Source organism: Streptomyces sp. NPDC055632, from assembly GCF_053618675.1.
This window is the reverse complement of record NZ_JBSHHY010000029.1, coordinates 67,714-88,322: the sequence shown is the minus strand read 5'-3', so window position 1 is coordinate 88,322 and position 20,609 is coordinate 67,714. Positions and strand designations below refer to the sequence as shown.

Genomic DNA, 20,609 nt, shown 5'->3' with positions numbered 1-20,609 from the left:
TGCCGGTACCCGCCCGGTCACGCGGCGCCCTCCTTGACCCGTGCGAGTTCGCCGGTGTCGGCCGACTCCGGTCGCGGCGCGCGTGCCGAGTCGCTGACCCGGACGAGGAGGGCGACGATCACCCAGTTGGTCACCACCGACGAACCTCCCTGCGCCAGGAACGGCATCGCCATGCCGGTCAGCGGGATGAGCCCCATCACCCCGCCCGCGATCACGAAGACCTGGAGCGCCACGATCGAGGCGAGCCCGATCGCGAGGAGCCGCCCGAAGGGGTCGCGCAGCAGGAGCCCGGCGCGGTAGCCGCGGCCGACGAACAGCGCGTACAGCAGGAAGAGCGCGGTCAGGCCGACGAGCCCCAGCTCCTCGCCGGCCGTCGCCAGGATGAAGTCGGACTTGGCGGCGAAGCCGATGAGCACGGAGTGGCCGAGGCCGAGCCCCGTGCCGAGCATCCCGCCGGCCGCGAAGGCGAACAGGGACTGGGCGAGCTGCCCCGGCCCCTCGCCCGCCCGGATCGAGGCGAAGGGGTCGAGCCAGTCCTGCACCCGGCTGTGGACGTGCGGTTCGAGCGAGCCGACCAGGAAGGCGCCGGCGGAGGCGAGCACCAGGCCGACCGCGATCCAGCCGGTCCGGCCGGTCGCCACGTACAGCATGATCACGAAGAGGCCGAAGAAGAGCAGCGAGGTGCCGAGGTCCCGCTCCAGGACGAGGACGCCGACGCTCAGCAGCCAGATCGCCACGACGGGCCCGAGCACCCGCCCCGAGGGGAACTGGAACTTCCAGATCCGGCGGCCGGTGTACGCGAGCGCGTTGAGGTTGGCGGAGAGGTACGCGGCGAAGAAGACCGCGAGCAGGATCTTGGCGAACTCGCCCGGCTGGAAGGAGAGCCCGCCGATCCGGATCCAGATCCTGGCGCCGTTCACGGCGGGGAAGAAGACCGGCAGGAGCATCAGGGCGAGGGCGGCGGCGACGGAGACGTACGCGTACCCCTGGAGGGTGCGGTGGTCGCGCAGCAGCAGCACCACCAGGATGAAGAGCGTCACCCCGAGGGCCGACCAGACCAGCTGGGTCGTCGCCGCCCGGTCGTACGGCGTCTCCAGGTCGAGCCGGTGGATCAGGGTCAGGCCGAGGCCGTTGAGCAGGACCGCGATCGGCAGCAGCAGCGGATCGGCGTACGGGGCGCCGAAGCGGACCGCGAGGTGGGCGACGAGCGCGAGCAGGCCGAGTCCGGCCCCGTAGCGGGCGGCGTCCGGCGGCACGGCGCCGCCGCGGGCGAGACCGACCGCGGCGTAGCCGTAGACGGAGATGAGGACGGCGCAGACGAGGAGGGAGAGTTCCACGCCGCGGCGCTTCGGGACGGGGACCCCGGGCGGGGGCGCGTCCGTTCGCGGTGCGGTCATGGCCGCAACGTAGCAAGCGGCATGCGCTATGTCCCTTTTGTGTGCCGGTGTGCCGCCGCGCTCCTGCCACGGCCCTCCGGGCGTCCTCGGGTGCCCCCGGGCGTCTCCGGGCGTCCCCGGTACCTCTCTGGACGTCCCCGGGTGCCTCCGGGCATCCTCGGGTACCTCCGGGCGTCCCCCGGGTACCTCCGGGCGTCCCCGGACGCCCTGGACGCGCTCGGGGTGCCCCCGGGCGTCCCCGTGACGCCTCTCGGGCCTTCCCCGCTGCCCTCGGGAGTCCTCGGGCGTGTCCTCGGGCGCGCTCCTCAGGCGTTCTCCCCCGGCGGGGGGTCGTCCAGGCGTACGTACTCGGGGAGCCGCAGCCGGGCCTCGGCGCCCCCGCCGGGCGCCTCGGCGAAGACCAGTTCGGCGCCGATCACCTCGGCCTGCCCCACCGCGATGGTCAGCCCCAGGCCGTGCCCCTTGCCCCCGCTCTCGGTGCGGAAGCGCTGCGGCCCGGACTCCAGCAGGTACGCGGGATACCCCGGCCCGTGGTCCCGCACGGAGACCACGGGCCCGTCCACCGTGACCACCACCGGGCGCGCGCCGTGCCGGTGGGCGTTGGACACCAGGTTCCCGAGAACCCGCTCCAGGCGCCGCCGGTCCGTCTCCACGTCGGCGTCCCGGACGACCCGCACCTCCGTCTCCGTGCCCGAGGCGCGGACCACCCGTTCGGCCAGCGGGCCGAGTTCGTGCACCGCCAGGTCCACGGTCTCGTTGCGGGCGTCGAGCCGCGAGATCTCCAGGAGGTCCTCGGTGAGCCCGCGCATCGCCCGCACCCGGTCCCGTACGAGCTCCGAGGGGCGCCCCTCCGGCAGCAGTTCGGCCGCGGCGGTGAGACCGGTCAGCGGGGTGCGCAGCTCGTGCGCCACGTCGGCGGTGAACCGCTGCTCGCTCTGCAGCTTCCGCTGGAGGGAGGAGGCCATGGTGTCGAGCGCACCGGAGACGGTCGCCACCTCGTCCTGGGGCCGGGAGGGGTCCTTCGTCCTCGGGTCGTCCACGCGCGCGTCGAGGTCGCCGGCGCTGATCCGGCGGGCCACCTGGGCGGTGAGGTGCAGCCGGCGCGTGACCCGGGTGACGGCGAAGACGCCGACGAGCAGGGTCGCGCCGATCGCCAGGGCGGAGGAGCCGAGCAGCGAACGCCCGAGCGCGTCGATCGTCCCGGCGCTCTGGGTGTAGTCGAGGCGCACGGCGAGGGCCCGGCCGTCGGCGGGGCCCGCCGCCCACATCGCGGGCCGGCCCCCGCGGTCGGCCACCACCGTGCCGCGCTCGCCGCGCAGGGCGAGCACCCGCAGGGGCGCGGGGAGGTCCGGCGGGTCGACGCCCGCGAACCGGGGGAGCGGCTCGCCCGCCTCGTAGAGGTCGGTGACCTCGCCGAGCCGGACCAGCGCCTTCTCCCGGGCGTCGTCCACGGTCTGCCGGGTCACGGACACGTGCACGAGCGCGCCGAGCAGCGCGGCGAGGGCGCAGCACATCACCGCGATGAACACGGCGGCCTTCCAGGTGAGGGTCGCGGTCCAGGCGGGCCGCCGGAGCGCCTTCACGGACTCTCCTCCGGAGGGGGTACGGGGGCGGGGGCCGTTCCGGAGGAACCGGTCCCGGAACCGGCCTCGGATCCGGCCCTGGCCTCCGCCTCGGATCCGGAACTGACCCCTACCCCGGACCCGGAACCCGGCCCGGAAGCCCGCCCGGCCGGGGACCTGCCGCCGGAAGGGCCCGTCCGGACGATCTCGTCCCGGGTGGGCAGCATGCTGCCCTGCCGCTCGTCCCAGGACCAGGCGGTGCGGTACTCGTACCCGGGGATGCCGGCCGACCCGACCCGCATGATCAGGTCGCGGCCGGCCAGCTCCACGCTGATGACCTGGTCGACGGTGGACATGATCCGGGTGAGCCCGCCCTTCTCGGCGCGGTAGACCCGCACGGCGACCTGCTGCTCGGGCATCCGGATCCCGACGATCAGCTCGTCCCGGCCGTCACCGGTGAGGTCGCGGTAGTACGGCCGCATGACCGGGCAGGAGGCCGGCTCGCTCACGCACGCCCCGATCGCCCGGGCGGTCTCCTCGTACAGCCCGTCCGCGCCGCTGCGCGCGTCGGGACGGGCGCGCACCTCGGCCCGGACGACCTCCACCGCGTCGACGGAACGGACGTCGCCGTCGGCGACCCGGATCCCGGGAACGCGCTGGATGTCGGACTCGCCGTAGTCGATCGGCGGGTTCGTGGCGGGCGGCAGATCGGGCCAGAGCCGTACGGGCCCCACGGCGGGACTCGTGGGCCCGGCGCTCTCCAGCCCGCCCGTACCGGCGCTTCCGCACCCGGCGAGCACGGAGACGCACAGCGCGCACAGGACGCCGAGGGCGACGTGCACTCCGCGCGCTCCCATGTGGCCACCTGCTCCCCGGTCGGTCTACGGGCTGTCCCGCTCCCCGTAGACCTTATGCGGGCAGAAGTCCTTTTTGCCTTCGACCTGGGGCTGCGGTCTCCGCCCGGCAGCGCGTCCCGCTCAGTACGTCCCCCTCAGTACGCCCCCCGCTCCATCCGCGCGAGCGCGGCCCGGCACAGGGTGAGGAGCTTCTCGTCGAGATGGATGTCGTGCGTGCCCGAGGCGCCCTCGCGGGCGTTGTGTCGGCGTCTGCGGGTCAGCTCGGTGAGCACGGCCAGCTGGGCCGCCGAGGCGGCGGGGCCCATCTCCGCCAGGCACTCCGCGATGTCCACGCGCGCGTGCCGGTTCTCCTCCCAGGCGGCGAGCAGCACCGGAAGGGCCTCCTCCGTCTCCCCGGTCACCCGCCACAGGGCCCCGGCGGCGCGGACCCGCACCCAGGGGTCCCGCGAGGCGAGGGCGGGCCGCAGGGCGGGGGCCGCCGCGACCGCCGCCGGACCGATCTCGCCGAGCACCCGCGCGGCGGCGCACCGGTCCGCACCCGGCAGCTCCGGCCGCAGCCACCGCTCCAGGACCGGCAGCACCTCCGCCACGCCCTCCTCGGCCGCCCACAGGGCGCGCGCCGCCGCCGTGGAGACGGCGGCCGACTCGTCGGCCAGGAGTCCCCGCAGCTCCGGTACGGCCTCCCGGGCGGCGGGCCCGAAGGCCGCGAGGGCGCGCAGGGCGGCCTCCCGCACCCGGTCGCGCCGGTTCGCGGGCGCGCCGCGCAGCACCCGCAGCACCTCGGGGAGGGCCTGGGCACCCCGCACGGCGGCCAGGGCGTGGAGCAGCGGGGCCGCCCGGTCGTACAGCCGCTCGTCCAGCTCGACCCGCGCGAGTTCGCGCCGGAGCGCGGGGGCGAGCATCGCCGCGGAGGGCCCGAGGCCGTCCGTGGCGTACAGCAGCTCCCGCCGCACCTCGCCCTCCTCCAGGGCGCGGGCGATCAGCGGCACCGCGCGGACGTCCCCGGCACGGGCGAGGGCGATCAGCGCCCCGTCCCGCCCGGACCGTCCGACGGCGCCGTACCCGCCGGCCGGGCCCGGGGGCGCCGAGGCCAGGCGCGCCGCGAGCGCGTCGGCGGCGGGCGCGCCCAGCTCGAAGAGCCGCTCCAGGAAGGAGGCGGCCGCCTCCCGGAGCCGGGGCTCGGGGTCGTGGAGCTGGTCGCCGACGAGCCGGACGACCTCCTCGTACCGCCCGCGCCAGACCCGTATCAGCCCTCCGCACAGCCAGATCGCGTCCGAGCGCTGCCCCCAGTCGGGGCTGCGGAGCTGGGCGAGGACCAGCGCGATCCGGTCGTCGACGCGGTCGTCGAGCGCGGCGTGCAGCGTCCGCAGCAACTCCTCGGTCCAGGGGGCCGGCCGCCCGGCCGCGTGCTCCTCCAGGAGCTCCCGCACCTGCCCGATGAGCGTCGGGGCGGCGCCCCGGGGCGTGTCGGACCCGGCGCCGGGGACGGACGCGGTCCTGATCTCCTCCAGCAGCTCCGTCACCCACGGCACGACGTCCTCGGGGATCTCGCACGGCGCGCAGCGCGCCCGCTGGGCGAGGGCCGCGAGCCGGAGCCCCGGGTCCTGGGCGGCCCGGGCGAGCCAGCCGAGCCAGTCGACGGTCTCGGCGCGCAGGGACGCGTGCCGCAGGGCGAGCTGCCCGACGGCGGCCACCAGCGCGAGCCGCACCTCGGTGTCCCGCTCGACGGTGAGCCGCTCCCGCAGCAGGGTCAGCACCCGGGCGGGCTCGGGGTGCAGCGAGGCGAGCGCGTACGGCGTGGCGAGCCGCACCTCGGGGTCGGGATCCGAGACGAGGCCGAGGAAGACGTCGGCCCCGGCGGCGATGGCGGCGGCGGCCATGGCGTAGTTGGCGGCGGGGATGAACTCCCCGTCGTCACCCGGGTGTTCCCCCATCTCCTCCTCGTCGTCCAGCTCGATCCCCCCGATGCTGGTGAGGAGTTCGACGATGCAGCCGCGGTCCTGGACGCCGGGGTCGGCGACGAGTTCGAGGAGGAAGGGGATGCAGGCGAGCGTCGAGTCGTAGACGTCGCCCTGGTGGTGCACCGCCCCGTACATGCCGTCGAGGGCGGTCTCCCGCTCGGCGGGGTCGGCGGAGGCGAGTCCGCGGAGCAGCTCCGGCACGTCGTCCGCGGGGCCGTACGCATGCCCCAGCGAGGCCCAGTCGACCTCCTCGATCCCCGTCAGCATGTGCCAGGCCGCCTTCCCCGTGAGCGCTGTACCAGGCAGCAAGTGTGCACCACAGGACGGACAACAAGGCCGTACCGCCGATACCCACCCCGCGGGAGGTCCGCCTTCCGTTCTCTTTGCGCCATGTACGCTGCGGAGCAAGGCAGTTGCCCTGCGTGCCCGCTCTTGCAGACCCGCTCCCGCCCGCCCGCGCGCCGCCTCCTCCCCACCGCCCCGACCGGACCACTCGTCACCCGCGCGACCGGTCGGTGTCCGCGCCCCATGACACGCCCCGCACGCTCCGGCGCGAAGAGCGGGGCCGGGAACTCCCCGTACCGCTCCATACGTGGCGTGATGTCGTCCATGAGGAGAACGGGCTCTTGGCAGGGGCCGACGGCCGGGGACGGGCGCAGGGGGAGCGGGGTGCGGGCGGATCGGCCGCCGGGTGCCGAAGAGGCGCAGCGGTCCGGCCGAGTACCGCCGTTCGGGGGTGAGTTGACTTGACTTCCCCACCACCGGGCGGCCGATGATCGGTCCATGACTGCCGCATCCTTCGACCCCAGGGCACTGCTCGCCGAGAGCCGGCTCGGCGTCCTCGCGACCATCAAGGCGGACGGGCGTCCGCAGCTCTCCCCCGTCCAGCCCTCCTACGACCGGGCGGCGGACGTCGTCCGCGTGTCGACCACCGCCGGAACCGCCAAGGCGGCGAACCTGCGACGGGACCCCCGGGCCGCGCTCGAGGTCACCGGCCCGGACGGCATGTCCTGGGCCACCGCCGAGGGCACCGTCACGCTCACCGGCCCGGGGACCGACCCGCACGGACCGGAGGTCGAGGCCCTGGTCGACTACTATCGGGCCGCCGCCGGCGAGCACCCGGACTGGGACGAGTACCGGGCGGTGATGGTCTCCGACCGCCGGGTCCTCATCACCCTGACCGTCGAGCGCGTGTACGGGGCCGACATCCACTGACGGACCGAGACGGCGGCGCGCCGGGCCGCTGAACCCCTTGGACCCGTCGATCGCATGAACCCCTTGAGCCCGTCGATCGCATGAACTCCTTGGACCCGTCGATCGCACGGCCCCGACCGAACGGTTCCGGAAGCCCCGACGGGCGCCCGGCGCGTCCTCGTATCAGCCGGTACGGGCCGACAGCAGGCCCCGGACCAGCCCGGCCACCTCGTCGGCGTGGTCGTTGAGGAAGAAGTGACCGCCCTCGAAGACGTGCGGCCGGAAGGCGCCCGAGGTGTGCTCGCCCCAGGCCCCGACCTCCTCGACGGTCGCCTCGGTGTCCCGGTCGCCGGCCAGGGCGACGACGGGGCAGGTCAGCGGCCGGCCCGGGGTGTCCTCGTACGAGGCGAGGGCGCGGTAGTCCCCGCGCAGCGCGGGCAGGACCAGCTCCAGCAGGTCGGGCTCGTCGAACACGGCGGCGTCCGTCCCTCCCAACCGCTTCACGCGCGCCACGAGTTCGTCGTCACCGAGCGGAACGTACCGGTCCCGCCACCGGGCGGCGGCGGGCGCGCGCCGCCCCGACACGACGAGCAGGTCCGGCCCGCCGCCGGGCACCTGGGCGAGCCGCACGGCGACCTCGTACGCCAGCGAGGCCCCCATGCTGTGCCCGAGCAGCGCCCGGGGACGCCCGCCCGACGGCCCCAGCGCCTCCGCGATCAGATCGGCGAGCCGGTGGAGGTCCTCCACCGGCGCCTCGCGCAGCCGGTCGAGGCGCCCCGGGTACTGCACGGCCGACACGTCGACGGCGGGGGAGAGCGCCACGGCGAGGGGCCGCCAGTAGGAGGCGGAACCACCGGCGTGGGGAAAGCACACCAACTCCCACTCCGCCCCGCTCCCGCCCGCCGCCGCCCCGGGAAAACGCCGCAGCCAGGCATCACGCGACCGCCCCATACAGACCCCACCTCACCCGACTCCGAGCGTCCCGGCCACCGGACCGCTGCCAGGCATCGTAGGAGCACCGGCCGATCGTTCACGACCACCGTCGGGAACGAGGGCCGGACGAGGGCTCCGAAGGAGGCGCGCGACCGGACGCCGGAGGCCGTGCCGGAAACCGTCGCCGCAGGTGAAACCCTGCGCGACCCGGCACGGGACACTCGCCAGGACTGCCGATCACAGGCAATGTGCCGGCGCCCGTCGTCGTGCCGGAGTGAGGCGACGGGGCGGCGCACAGGCCTGCCGCCCCGAGACCGGAACGAGGACGAGGGGGAGCCATGGCCAAGCCCGTGCACGCGCAGCTGGGCGAGAAGAGGATCCGCTGCCTGATCTGCGAGGGCGACACCTTCCGGGAGCGCGAGGTGAAGCTGAACAGCACCGGGATGGAGTTCTTCAACCTGGCCTGGGCGAACGAGTCGGCCACCGGGCTGATCTGTTGGTCGTGCGGCTACGTCCACCTGTTCGCCAACGGCAACCTGAGCCTCTACCGGGCCTCCGAGTAAGCCGCCTCGGCGTCCGAGAGGCTGCGCGCCCCGGAGGCGACGAGACGAAAGGGCCGGTCCTGTCCGCGAAGGAGCCAGCTCCAAGCACCCGGCGGAGACCGGCCGGAGGACGCCCGCCCGGACAACAGGGAGGGAAGGCGTTTCGACGGAACCGCTCGTGTACGTCCCTGCCGACGACTCGTGCTTCGACATGCTCGTCATCGCACTCGAACGGAAGGTCGGGGCGTTGGCCGTGAACCATGACGGACCACCGACGTCGAGGTCCGCCGCGTTTCCGGGACGACCCCGAAGCGCCACGCCCCGATCGGCACCCGCGCCCCACCAAGGGGCTCCCGACCCAGCGGTCGTACGCTCGCCCGCACATACAACAAGACCCCGCTCTCAGCGCTTCCGCTGATCACGGGGTCTTTTGGCACTTCCTGCGAAGTGCCCCCGGCAGGATGCGAACCTGCGCACACGGCTCCGGAGGCCGTCGTCATTTATAGCGTTTGCGCAGGTCAGCGACCTAACTGACACTACGTTAGTGACGTCGTCCCACGCATGTCCCGTGAAGGTGGAATGGAATATTTAAGTGTAATTGTACGCTTACTACCCTGTGTTGTAGGCGCGGCGTGGCAGGCGTCATAGGGCTTGAGTGGGCGCATGCGTCTGAGGGACACGGAGGCATGCGTGGCTGCGGAGCGTTGTTTTCTGCCCAGGGTTTATTTCATGCCGAGCCGGTATACGCGGGAGATCACGTCCTGGATGCCGAGGCCGTCCTACGGGCTGAGCCGGCGCACCGCATGTCCAATGACGGGTTCGCCCGCCCTGCTGACACCCTCGCCGGCTATCGCCGCTTGTTCGATCCGCTCACCTGTGAGACCGGCAACCGCGCCTACGAGCAGCCCATCGATCTGCTCCCGGGTATGCAGCAACTGCTGCAGCCGCCTCGGTGCATCAGGCGGCTTCGCCGCTTACTCCACCAACCTGCGTGCGGCGAACCAAGGGCAGCACGGACACCACCGGAGAAGACGGTGGGGGACGGGAGGGGACCTGCATAGACTGCCTAGTGGTCCGAGACGGTCTACCGCGCGGAAAGCGGAAGCGGGCCATGAGGGGGAGGCGTGACATCGTGGAGCCGCTGAGGGACGACGATCCGAAGGAGATCGGGGGCTACACGCTCATGTGCCGGATCGGCTCCGGCGGCATGGGCCAGGTCTTCCTGGGTGAGTCCGCAGCCGGTCACCAGGCTGCGGTGAAGGTCATCAAACCCTCCGTGCTCGACGAGGACACCCGGGCACGCTTCCTGTCCGAAGTGGAGAGCCTACGTACCGTCTACGGCCCCTTCGTCGCGGCCTTCGTCGGCGCCGACGCGGATGCCGACCGGCCGTGGCTCGCGGTGGAGTACGTACCCGGCCCCGATCTGCGCACCCTGGTCGCCGGGCAGGGGCCTCTGCCGCTCGCCGAGACCGCCAGCCTCGGGGCGCTGCTCGCCGAAGGGCTCGGTACGGTCCACGACGCGGGTCTGCTCCACCGCGACCTCAAGCCGCAGAACATCCTGCTCTCCTCCTACGGCCCCAAGCTGATCGACTTCGGTCTCGCCGTGCTCGCGGAACGCCGCACCACCCTGACGGCCACCGGCTTCGTCGTTGGCAGCGTGCTCTGCATGCCGCCGGAGCAGGCCCGGGGCGAGCAACAGTTGGATCGGTCCGCCGACGTCTACGCGCTGGGCGCGGTGCTGCTCTTCGCCGCGACCGGGCACTACCCGTACGAGGGGCCGACGTGGCAGGCCGTCGCCCTGAAGATCGAGGATCCGGCGACCCCTCCCGATCTGACGGACGCCCCGCACGAGCTGATACCGCTGATCACGGACATGCTGGCCCTTGACCCGGGCTCCCGGCCGACTCTGCCGGAAGTCACCGAACGGCTGGTGAGCGTCATCCGTGACCAGGGCCTCACCGCGTTCCAGGCCAAGCGCCGCCTCACCGACCTGATCCCCGAGATCAGAGTGCCCCAGCTTTCCGCTCCGGCACCCGAACCCACGACGGGAACTGGCGCACCCGCCTACACGCCCGCCGTGCTCGACCAAGCGGCGGTCGAGGACGACGATCGGGTCGGCCCTCCGGTGGCCCCCGGCACCGGATACGACACCGCCGACGGAGAGCCCGGCGAAGAGGACCTGCCCGCCGACGTCTCCGCCCGTCGGGGCACTGCGCCCTCTGAGCCGGACATGCGCCCGCGCCGACGCGACGGGGTGGCCGCTGTTCGGCCCACCGCGCCCTTGAGGATCGCCGAGCGGATCCGCGCGGTGTACGCCCGAGAGGCTCGTTTCTGACCCGGTGCGGCCCGCCCGCATTCGCTCCGAAAGACCGTTTCCGACCCGGCGCGGACCGCTCGTGCGGTCCCGTACGTGCCCCTTCCTCCCCGTGACAGACTTGTGGTCGCGAGAGCGCACGACGCACAGGAAGACGAAGGGGCCGCGAGTGACCGACCAGGGGGCGACGCAGGACGGAACTCGGTTTCCGCCGGGGGCGCAGATCCTCGTACGGGACGAGGAGTGGCTGGTCCGCAACACCACCACGACCGATCACGACGGGGAGAGGATCGAAGCGGTCGGTGTCTCCGAGTTCGTACGGGACGAGGAGGCCGTCTTCTTCAGCGGGATCGACACGGTGGAACTCCTGGACCCGGAGAAGACTGTCCTCGTTCCCGACACCTCCTCCTACTTCCGGCGCAGCCGCCTGTTCCTCGAAGCCGTCCTGCGCAAGACGCCGCTGCCCCAGTCGGAGCGGGGCCTCGCCCTCGCCGACCGCTTCCTCCTCGACCCGCTCGTCTACCAGCAGCGTCCCGCCGAGCTCGCCCTGTCCATGCGCAACCTCCGCCCGCGGGTCCTCATTGCCGACGTCGTCGGTCTCGGCAAGACCCTGGAGATCGGCCTGACCCTCGCGGAGCTGATCCGCCGCGGCCGTGGCGAGCGCATCCTGGTCGTGACGCCGCAGAGCATCCTGGAGCAGTTTCAGCACGAGCTGTGGACCCGCTTCTCCATCCCCCTCGTGCGACTCGACTCGCTCGGCATCCAGCGCGTCCAGCGCGAGCTTCCGGCGGGAAGGAATCCGTTCACGCACTACAAGCGCGTGATCATCTCCGTGGACACCCTCAAGAACATCGGCCAGTACCGGCACCATCTGGAGCGGATCCGCTGGGACGCGGTCGTCATCGACGAGTCCCACAACCTGATCAACCCGGGCAGCCAGCGCCGCGCCCTCGCCGAGATCCTCGCACCGCGCACGGACGCCCTTCTGCTCGCCAGCGCCACCCCGCACAACGGCGACAAGCGGTCCTTCGCCGACCTGATCTCCCTCCTCGACCCGGCCGCCATCGCCGACCGCGACCACTACGACCCGGCGGAAGACCTGGGCCACCTCTACATCCGGCGCACCAAGATCAGCCCCGAGGTCCGGGACGAGATGGGCGCCGAATGGCCCGACCGCGGTCCCACCGTCTCCCTCCAATGCGCTGCCACCGAGGCGGAGGAACGGGTCTTCGCCGAACTGGCCGAACACTGGATCCCCGCCCCGCCGACGAGTACGGAGTTCGGCACGGCCGATGAGGTCCCCGCCTCGGTCGCCGTCGAGCCGGTCTTCGCCTACAACCTGCTCAAGACGTTCCTGTCCTCGCACGTCGCCCTCGGTGAGACGGTCGCCAACCGCATCGCCTCCCTCACCGACCGGGTCAGGAAGGCCGAGGAGAAGGGGTTGCGGCCCGACCCGGCCATCGCCGTCGAGCAGACTGCCCTCGCCCGGCTCCGGGAGATCGTCGCCGGCATGGGCGACGGCACCGCGCCCGGTGACTCCGCCAAGCTCGACGCACTCGTCGCCCAGTTCAAGGAGATCGGCGTCGGCCCCCGCTCCCCCGTCCGGGCCGTGGTCTTCTCCGAACGCGTCCGCACGCTGACCTGGCTCGCCGAGACCGTTCCCGCCCGCCTGGGCTTCCCGGTCGGACCCGACGGCACGTCGAAGGCCGTGGCCGTGATGCACGGCGGCCTCAGCGACGAGGAGCAGGGCAAGGTCCTGGAGGCGTTCGGCCTCGCCGACACCCCCGTCCGACTGCTGTTCACCGGTGACGTGGCCTCCGAGGGCGTCAACCTGCACCGGCAGTGCCACCACCTCGTCCACTACGACATCCCGTGGTCGCTGATCCGCATCGAACAGCGCAACGGCCGTATCGACCGGTACGGGCAGAAGCACGAGCCACGGTTCCACGCGCTGATCCTCACCTCGTCCACCCCCGGCGCCAAGGACGACCGCACGGTCGCCGAGAAGCTGCTCCTCCGAGAGGAGGAGGCGCACAAGCTGGACGGCACGGCCGAAGCCGTCTCCGGTCTCTACCGGGTGGAGGAGGAAGAGCGCCGGCTCATCAAGGAGCTGGTCAGGGGCGGTACGGTCGAGAGGTTCCTGGAGTCCGCTCCTGCCGACGACACGGCACTCGCCGACCTCTTCGGCCAAGTGGACGCGATCACCGAGCAGGAGCTGCCCGCCCGCGCCGAGCTGATTTCCCTCTTCGACGGCGACACGGCCGACTTCGTCGCCACCGCCCTCGACGAAGTGTACGAGGAGCGCGCCGAGGATCTGGTCGGACTGTCCTCGGGCACCGACGCCAAGGGCGGCGCCTACTTCTCCCTCTCGCCGGCCCTGGCGCCCGACCTGCTCCACCGTCTCAAGGCCCTGCCGCCCTCCTACCTCAGGGAACAGCAGGTCGCCGAGCGGATGCTGGTCACCTTCGACCGGGCCCTCGCGCAGCGCAAGCTCACCGAGGCCAGGGACAGCAGCACCACCATGTGGCCGGACGTCTCCTACCTCACCGACATCCATCCGGTGGTGGAGTGGCTGACGGACAAGGTCCTGGTCGAGTTCGGCCGGCAGGAGGCCCCGGTCATCACCACGCCGCACGTCGACGGCCCCGTCTTCCTCGTCCAGGGCATCCACTCCAACGCCCTCGGCCGCCCGACCGTGGTCCGCTGGATGGCCGTGACCGGCATTCGGCCCGACGGCACCGGTACGCCAGAGGTGCGCCCCATGGCCGACGCGCTGCGCGACGCGAAGGTCGGCCCGAGGCTCGCCCGCACCGGAGACCCGCGAGACCTGGATCGGCTCCAAGCCCTCGTACCGGCCGCCGTGGCCGCCGCCCGCCACCACCTGGACGCGGGCAGGGCAGAGTGGGAGGAGCAGATCAGCGAGCCCCTCGCCACCTACCGCAACCACGTCGCCCGGTGGCGCGCCGACTCCCTGCTACCCGGTGTCACCGGCCGCCGCGAGCGTGTCGTCGAGGAGACCGCCGACGAACTGGCCCGGCTCCTCGACCAGCTCCGGACCACGGGTCGCCCGCTGCTGCGGGTCCTCGCCGTCCTCGACCGCCCGGGAGCCCCCGGAGCCGACGGCGCCTCCCCGGCCACGGCCCCTGCATCCGACGCCGCCCACCCGTCCCACGCCCAGGCGGAGAACTGACGTGACGTACGACTCGCTGGTCAACCACGGCGACTACCTCTCGCCGCACTACCTCGCCGAGGTCCTCCCCAAGGACCTCAAGGCGAAGGACGGCCTCCTCACCCGCTGGGCCGCCTTCGAGGAGACCGAACGCCGCCGCCACGCCGACGCCGTCGCCGAAGCCGCCCGCCAGGGCCTCGGCCCCGACTCCGTACCGCCGCGCGTCCGCACCCCCCGTGAAGGCCTGCGCGCCCTGCACAGCCCCTACTTCGCGGGCCGCGCCGCACTCGCCCAGGACGCGGCGGCGCTCGCCGGGCCCGACGCGCTCGAACCCGAAGGGTGGCGGAAGCGGTACACCGAGAGCCACCTCGACACCCTGCGGGCCCTCGGCTACACCGACGCCCACGAGCAGACCGTGACCGTCCACCGCGCCGACCGCGAGTACGCCGTCCAGGTCCTCCACGCCGAGCCCGGCCTGTACGCGGTCGCCTGCGGCTGGACCACCGAACCCGACGCCGCCCTCGACCCGGACGACGCCGGCCGCCTCCTCCACCCGGTGGAGACGGAGACCTCGGCGCCCGACCTCCTGGACGCCAAGGCCCTCACCGACTTCCTCTTCACCTGCGAGACGCCCCCGCGCCACGTCCTCCTGCTTGTCGGCGGCGTCGTCGTCCTCGCCGACCGCCTCACCTGGCCCGAGGGCCGCTATCTGGCGGCCGACCTCGACGCGGCCCTGCACCGCCGCGACGACCGCCACGGCGGCGAACTCGACACCCTGGCCGCGCTGTTCGGCGCCGACTCGCTGCGCGTCCCCTCCGAGGGTGGCACCGCGCCGCTCGCCTCCTTCCTCGACCGGTCGGGCAAGCACGCCGTCGGCGTCTCCACCGAACTCCGCGAGGGCCTGCGCCTGAGCGTCGAGTGGATCGCCAACGAAGTCCTGGAGCGCCTGCGCGAACCGCAGAACGGCGTCGTCCCGGCCGACCTGGACGATCCGGCCCGCCTTGCCAAGGAACTCAGCCGCGAGTCGCTGCGCTACCTGTACCGCATCCTGTTCCTCCTGTATGCCGAGGCCAGCCCCACCCTCGGCATCCTGCCCTCCGACTACCCCGAGTACGAGCAGGGTTACGGCCTCCAGCGCCTCGGCGACCTCGTCCTGCGCGACCTGGTCGGCGAGCGCTCCCGGCGCGGATTCCACCTCTATGAGTCGCTCGAGCTGCTCTTCGAGAAGGTCGAGAAGGGCCACCGCCGCTACGGCACCGAGCCCGAGGACCTCGCGGCGGAGGCGGCGGCCCGGGAGGCGGCGGAAGCCGAGAGCGAGGCGGCGAGGATGCTCGCCGACGGCGCGATCACCCAGGCCGAGTACACCGACCGCGTCCGCGAGGCCGACCGCGCCCGCCGCGCCGCCGCCCGCTCCACGAGCGCGGGCCTGCGCTTCGAGGCCCTGCGCTCCGAGTTGTTCACCAAGGAGGCTGTCCGCCTCATCTCGGACGAGCAGATCGAGAACCCGGCCTACCGGGGCGGCGAGGGGGAGAAGCGCCGCCCCTTCCTGGACACCCGGCTCCGCAACGAGACCCTGCACAAGGTGCTGCGCCGCCTGATGCTCACCAAGGGCAGAGGACGGGAGCGCGGCGGCTTCATCTCGTACGCCCAGCTCGGCATCAACCAGCTCGGCGCGGTGTACGAGGGCCTGATGTCCTACACCGGCTCCCTCGCCGAGGAGAAGCTGTACGAGGTCGCCAAGGGCGGTGACCCCTCGGGCGGCAGCTGGACGGTCCCCGAATCCCGTGCCGGGGACTACGAGGACGCCGTCTTCGTCAAGCGGACGAACGAGGAGACCGGCCGCCCGGAGCGGGTTACGCACCCCGAGGGCTCCTTCGTCTACCGCCTGGCCGGCCGCGACCGCCAGACCTCCGCCTCCTACTACACCCCGAAGTCTCTCACCGCGGTGACGGTCGAGCTCGCCCTCCGCCACCGCCTCGACCAGGACGGCGCTACCACCCCGGCCAAGGAACTCCTGGAGTGGAAGATCTGCGAACCGGCCCTCGGCTCCGGCGCCTTCCTCAACGAGGCCATCGACCAGGTGGCCGCCGAGTACCTGCGGCGCCGCGAACGCGAGCTGGGCCGCCGGGTGGATCCCGAGCTGCGGCAGATCGAGCTCCAGAAGACCAAGGCGTACATCGCCCTGCACAACGCCTACGGCGTGGACCTCAACGCCACGGCGGTGGAACTGGCCGAGGTCTCCCTCTGGCTCAACTCCATGCACCCGGGCATGCGGGCCCCCTGGTTCGGCCTCCACCTGCGGCGCGGCAACTCGCTCATCGGCGCGGGCCGCAAGGTCTACAAGGCCGACGTCCTCACCGGCGGCGGATGGCTGGCCAAGAAGAACACCCTCCCCCCGACCGACCTGCCGTTCCGTGACGGCCCGCTACCCGAGGGCGCGGTGCACCAGTTCCTGCTGCCCGCGATCGGCTGGGGCGCGGTCGCCGGCGAGTCCGAGGCGAAGAAGCTCGCCGAGGACGAGGCCAAGGCGCTGGGACAGTGGCGCAAGGGTGTCCAGAAGGCCCCGAAGGGACCGAAGCCCTTCCAGGAGCGTGGCGACGAGACCGCCGAGGCCCGGCAGAAGCGCTACGACCGCTGGCGCAAGGCGGCCGACAAGACCGAACTGGGCCGCCTCCAGGGGGTGGCCCGCCGGGCCGAGTTCCTGTGGTCACTGGTCGCGACCCGCCTCGAACTCTCCGAGCGGGCGGTGTCCCGCCGTGTGGACGTGTGGGGCGCGGACTGGCTGGAGCAGTCGGCGGAGACGGAGCTGGACGACAAGCAGAAGGTCCTGGACGACCTGACCCGCTATGGCACGCCGTACTGGCGCCTGAAGACGGTCATGGACGCGTGGTGCGCGCTGTGGTTCTGGCCGTTGGACCGGGTCGGCCTGCTCGACGGCACGGCTCCGGAGTACGAGAGGGGCGGCGCGCTCGTCGACGAGTCGTCGGTGCCAGGACTGATGGGCGCGGTGGCCCCCGCCGCGCCGGCGGCCCCTGCGCCCGAAGGACAACTGTGGCGCGCGACCGGTCTGTTCGACCACCCGGACGGAGAGCAGGAGGAACTGGGCGAGGGCCTGGCGTCCAGCGCGACCAAGCGGCGCGCCGCACCGGCTGCCCGCGAGCCGGAGCGGACGACGGTCCCTCTCCAGAGCCTCGGCGACTGGCTGGACTTCCTGGAAGCCGTCCTCGGCACGGCCGACATGCCCGAGCAGTCACTGCTCTCGGGCATCGAGAAGCTGGGCCCCGACGAGGCGCTGGAACTGCTCGCGGACGTGGAGGACCGTCTGGAGGGCTTCCTCGGCATGCGCCCGGCAGGGCTGCTGCCGTTCCGCTATCCGTGGCTGAACACGGTCGAGGACATCGCGGGCACGACGGAGAAGGACATAAAGGCGGAGGACGGCCACGGCTTCTTCCACTGGGAGCTGCACTTCGCGCATGTGTTCCGGGGGGCGGGGGGCGGGTTCGACCTTCAGGTCGGGAATCCGCCGTGGGTGCGTCCGAGATGGGAAGAGGACGCGGTTCTTGCGGAGCTAGATCCGTGGTTCAAGTTGGAGGAGAAGCCAACTGCAACGTTGTGGCGTGAGCGAAAGGAAGAAGCGCTGGCCCTAGCTGGGGACTTGACGTACTTTTTGCGGGAGTTGGCATCCACTTCTGGGATGGCAGAGTGGCTCGGGTCAGCGGTTACGTATCCAGTCCTCACGGGAACGCATCCAGATTTGTATCGGGCATTCATGTGCCGTGTATGGGGAAATCTCGGAAAATTGGGGCTGGCCGGTCTCATCCACCCAGATACGCATCTGGGGGGGTCGCGGGATGGGAGAATCCGACAATCCGCGTACCGTCGACTTCGGCTGCATGCTGGGTTCGTGAACGTTGGTAACTGGGCGTTTGAGGCCAGCAGGAATACGGAGTTTGGGATTCATGTGTACGGAACCCCGAAGAGTTCAATCAGGTTCGATAGCCTGAGTCGTTTGTACGGCGTGGACCCGCTAGTCGCCTCTCTCGTTCACAATGGAGAAGGGGAGGTTCCCGGAATGAAGCACGGTGGTAGCTGGGATCTCCGCCCCCATCGTGCGCGGGTCGTTACGGTTGACGAGTCCATGCTCGCGGAGTGGCAGCGCTTGACTGGCGATGTAAGCACCCCGGCGGCGCAAGCGGCGCTGCTACAGCCGATCACTACAGCAGAGCAGTCGGCGATCAAGGCTTTGTCTGCTGTTACGGAGCGAATTTCAGAACACGACCTGCAAGTAAGTCGGGGATTCCATGAGACGGAAGGGAAGCGAAAGGGGTATTATGCGTGGAACACCTCCGATCCGTCGTCGCTTTCAGAACTCATCCTTCAAGGCCCTCACTTCGGAATTGCTACTCCTGTAAGTAAGCAGCCCATGGTGCCGTGCCGAGGTAATCACGACTGGGTTGCCTTTGATTTGGTAAATCTTCCTTCGAGCGCCGTACCGCGGACAAACTATACTCGCCCTGAAGCATTCTCATTTATGCGGTACGAAGGCGAACAAGATCGGTGGCTGGACCGAAATCGACTCGCGGTCGACTGGGAGCCCAGCCTTCAGGATTGGGAAGATCGAAGCGACGTATTGACGGCGGACGAACTGCGGCTGCCTGAGGCAGAGCAACGGGAACTGTTGCGGCAACAGCTATGGCTATTTCGGCCGTACACGCACTTCTATCGTCTAGTTTGGCGCCGAATGATTCCGTTTAATACGGAGCGAAGTCTGTTCGCGGCACTGGTTCCCCCTGGTCCCGCCCACGTGAATACAGTGAGCTCGCTCGCGTTGAGCGATAACCGCTCGACCGCGCTGGCGTCTGGTTTCTGGTCCTCGCTTCCGCTTGATTATCTCCTTCGTATTACTGGGCGTTCAGATTTGCAATTGGCTGAAGCCAAGAAGATGCCGCATGCTGATCCTGCCCATCCTCTCTCCGGCCCTCTCCTCCTTCGTACCCTCCGGCTCAACTGCCTCACCGACGCGTACGCGCCGCTCTGGACCGAGCTGTACGACATGAGGTGGCCGGGCTACGAGGATTGGGCGGTGGAGTGGCCCGGTCTAGTGCCCCTCGCCGGCGGAATCCAGACGACCTGGGAGCGCGGCACCCCGCTCCGTACCGAGTACGAGCGCCGTGCCGCCCTCGTGGAGATCGACGCCTTGGTGGCGGTATGGCTCGGCATGAGTGCCGACGAGCTCATCGCCATCCACGCGGCGCGGTACGCGATCCTCGCGGACCGTGAGTCGAACATGTGGTTCGACGCCAAGGGGCGGCAGTTGGCGCAGGACTCGTACGCCTTCGGGCACGGCCAGACCAAGGAGCACTACGAGCACTTCCTCGCCTATCAGAAGAAGGAGCGGCCCGAGCCCCCCGAGGGCTACACCGCGCCCTTCTACAAGGCCGACCGAGAGGCGGAGATGCGCGCGGCGCACGCGTACTTCTCCGCGCGGCTTCAGGAGGCGATCGACCATGGGAAGTGGACGCCTCCCCCGGCGTGAACGGCAGTGCCCCGCGCCGGACGACTCCGGCGCGGGGCACTCGACGTGAGGGTCAGCCCTGGGCGGCGTACGTGACGAACTTGCCCCATGCGGTGGCAGAGAGGGCGAGTTCGGGGCTCCGCTGGTCCTTGGAGTCCCGGACGTGGATCGCCTGCGTGTCCTTCGCCACCTCGATGCAGGCGTCACCCTGTGAGCCGCTGTAGCTGCTCTTGAACCAGACCAGATCGGACGTGCTCATAGCGCTCCTCGCAATCGCTTCAGCAGGCCCAGGGATTCCTCTGGGGTCAGGGCCTGTGAGCGCGTTTCGCATATCGTTGCTGGAGCAAGCTGATCTCTTTCGCGTGGGCGATCAGTCGACCGTTTTGCTGGCCCTCCGAGTAGGCGAACCATCGGTTCTCGGGCGTCTCGGCCAGCATGATGGGCCCATCCAGCTCCGCATGCGTCGGCCTCCGCGTAGGCATCACCTGGAACTCCACGTTCCAGTGCCGCTCGATCACCCCCACCAAGTGGTCCAGGACCTCCCGCGTCACCTTGTCCCCGCCCGTCCCCCGCTCCAGCACCGCCTGTTCCACGATGAAGCTGAACGCCGTCGGCGGTCTCTGCGTCACCGCCAGCAGGTCCTGCCGCGTCAACCACGCCGCGATCCGCTGCTCCAGCTGCACCGGGTCCGGCAGGGGCGGCACGTCCAGGGAGACGGCCCGTGTGTACGCCTCCGTCTGCAACAGGCCCGGTACCACCCGGCATTCGTACGTGTACAGGCTGATCGCCGTCGCCTCAAGGCGCGCCCACTGCAGGAACCAGCTCGCGAGCCCCGCCTGCCATGACAGGTGCGGCGCCGCCTTCCGCAGCGCCCCCGTGTTGCCGAGAACCGGTTCCGCGCGTTCCACGAAGTCGCGGTCCGGCATCCGGCGGCCCTGTTCGACCGAGGCGACCGTGTACTTCGAGTAGCCGACCAGGTTGCCGAACTCCTCGCGGCTCAGGCCGACGTGTTCGCGCAAGGCGTGGACGACCGCGCCGAAGGTGCGCAGACTGTCCGACACCTCCGATTCCGCGCCGCCCGCCGAACCCGTACCCCCGTCGTCCGTGCTCTCGTAGGCCATTGCCGGACACCTCCCGTGCCACTCGCCCGCCGTACCGCTTCCGA

General features: G+C 71.4%; 11 protein-coding genes and 1 pseudogene. 5 read left to right on the top strand and 7 right to left on the bottom strand.

Annotation, left to right across the window (positions count from 1 at the left end):
* Positions 1–17: 17 nt before the first annotated feature.
* The 4 genes from ACWGSR_RS29015 to ACWGSR_RS29000 all read right to left on the bottom strand — a co-directional run bounded on the left by ACWGSR_RS29015 (position 18) and on the right by ACWGSR_RS29000 (position 6,044).
* Positions 18–1,397 carry an FtsW/RodA/SpoVE family cell cycle protein gene (locus tag ACWGSR_RS29015; protein ID WP_453570687.1) on the bottom strand — a complete coding sequence of 460 codons (1,380 nt, stop codon included), beginning with the start codon at positions 1,395–1,397 and terminating at the stop codon, positions 18–20.
* A gap of 305 nt (positions 1,398–1,702) precedes the next feature.
* Entirely contained in the window at positions 1,703–2,980 is a 1,278-nt protein-coding gene (locus ACWGSR_RS29010) for an ATP-binding protein (protein WP_376236990.1), read from the bottom strand.
* Complete coding sequence (locus ACWGSR_RS29005; protein WP_453570684.1) at positions 2,977–3,816, bottom strand: hypothetical protein; 840 nt, start codon at positions 3,814–3,816, stop codon at positions 2,977–2,979. Before ACWGSR_RS29005 ends, ACWGSR_RS29010 begins: the two co-directional genes overlap by 4 nt.
* A 134-nt stretch (positions 3,817–3,950) precedes the next feature.
* Positions 3,951–6,044 (bottom strand): HEAT repeat domain-containing protein, encoded by a 2,094-nt coding sequence (locus ACWGSR_RS29000; protein ID WP_453570681.1) that lies wholly within the window; start codon positions 6,042–6,044, stop codon positions 3,951–3,953.
* Between the two features lie 516 nt (positions 6,045–6,560).
* Here ACWGSR_RS29000 and ACWGSR_RS28995 point away from each other — a divergent pair.
* Positions 6,561–6,992 carry a PPOX class F420-dependent oxidoreductase gene (locus ACWGSR_RS28995; protein WP_376236981.1) on the top strand — a complete coding sequence of 144 codons (432 nt, stop codon included), beginning with the start codon at positions 6,561–6,563 and terminating at the stop codon, positions 6,990–6,992.
* A 162-nt stretch (positions 6,993–7,154) separates the two neighbouring features.
* Here the strand turns inward: ACWGSR_RS28995 and ACWGSR_RS28990 are convergent, their stop codons facing one another.
* A complete protein-coding gene (locus ACWGSR_RS28990; RefSeq protein ID WP_453570676.1) occupies positions 7,155–7,922 on the bottom strand; it encodes a thioesterase II family protein in 768 nt (255 codons plus the stop codon).
* Between the two features lie 320 nt (positions 7,923–8,242).
* On the opposite strand from ACWGSR_RS28990, the gene ACWGSR_RS28985 reads away from it, so the two are divergent.
* The 4 genes from ACWGSR_RS28985 to ACWGSR_RS28970 all read left to right on the top strand — a co-directional run bounded on the left by ACWGSR_RS28985 (position 8,243) and on the right by ACWGSR_RS28970 (position 19,465).
* A complete protein-coding gene (locus ACWGSR_RS28985) occupies positions 8,243–8,467 on the top strand; it encodes a hypothetical protein (protein WP_453570673.1) in 225 nt (74 codons plus the stop codon).
* 1,090 nt (positions 8,468–9,557) lie between these two features.
* Positions 9,558–10,781: a serine/threonine-protein kinase gene (locus tag ACWGSR_RS28980; protein ID WP_453570670.1), complete on the top strand. Its 1,224-nt coding sequence runs from the start codon at positions 9,558–9,560 to the stop codon at positions 10,779–10,781.
* A 148-nt stretch (positions 10,782–10,929) separates the two neighbouring features.
* Entirely contained in the window at positions 10,930–13,950 is a 3,021-nt protein-coding gene (locus ACWGSR_RS28975) for an SNF2-related protein (RefSeq protein WP_453570667.1), read from the top strand.
* A 1-nt stretch (position 13,951) separates the two neighbouring features.
* Positions 13,952–19,465, top strand: a complete 5,514-nt coding sequence (locus ACWGSR_RS28970; RefSeq protein WP_453570664.1) for a class I SAM-dependent DNA methyltransferase — start codon at positions 13,952–13,954, stop codon at positions 19,463–19,465.
* A 52-nt stretch (positions 19,466–19,517) separates the two neighbouring features.
* On the opposite strand, the gene ACWGSR_RS28965 is transcribed toward ACWGSR_RS28970, so the two are convergent.
* Positions 19,518–19,703 carry a DUF397 domain-containing protein gene (locus ACWGSR_RS28965; RefSeq protein ID WP_453570661.1) on the bottom strand — a complete coding sequence of 62 codons (186 nt, stop codon included), beginning with the start codon at positions 19,701–19,703 and terminating at the stop codon, positions 19,518–19,520.
* Positions 19,700–20,565: pseudogene (locus ACWGSR_RS28960) on the bottom strand (helix-turn-helix domain-containing protein). The gene ACWGSR_RS28965 and the pseudogene ACWGSR_RS28960 overlap by 4 nt, the downstream one beginning before the upstream one ends.
* Positions 20,566–20,609: the final 44 nt, after the last annotated feature.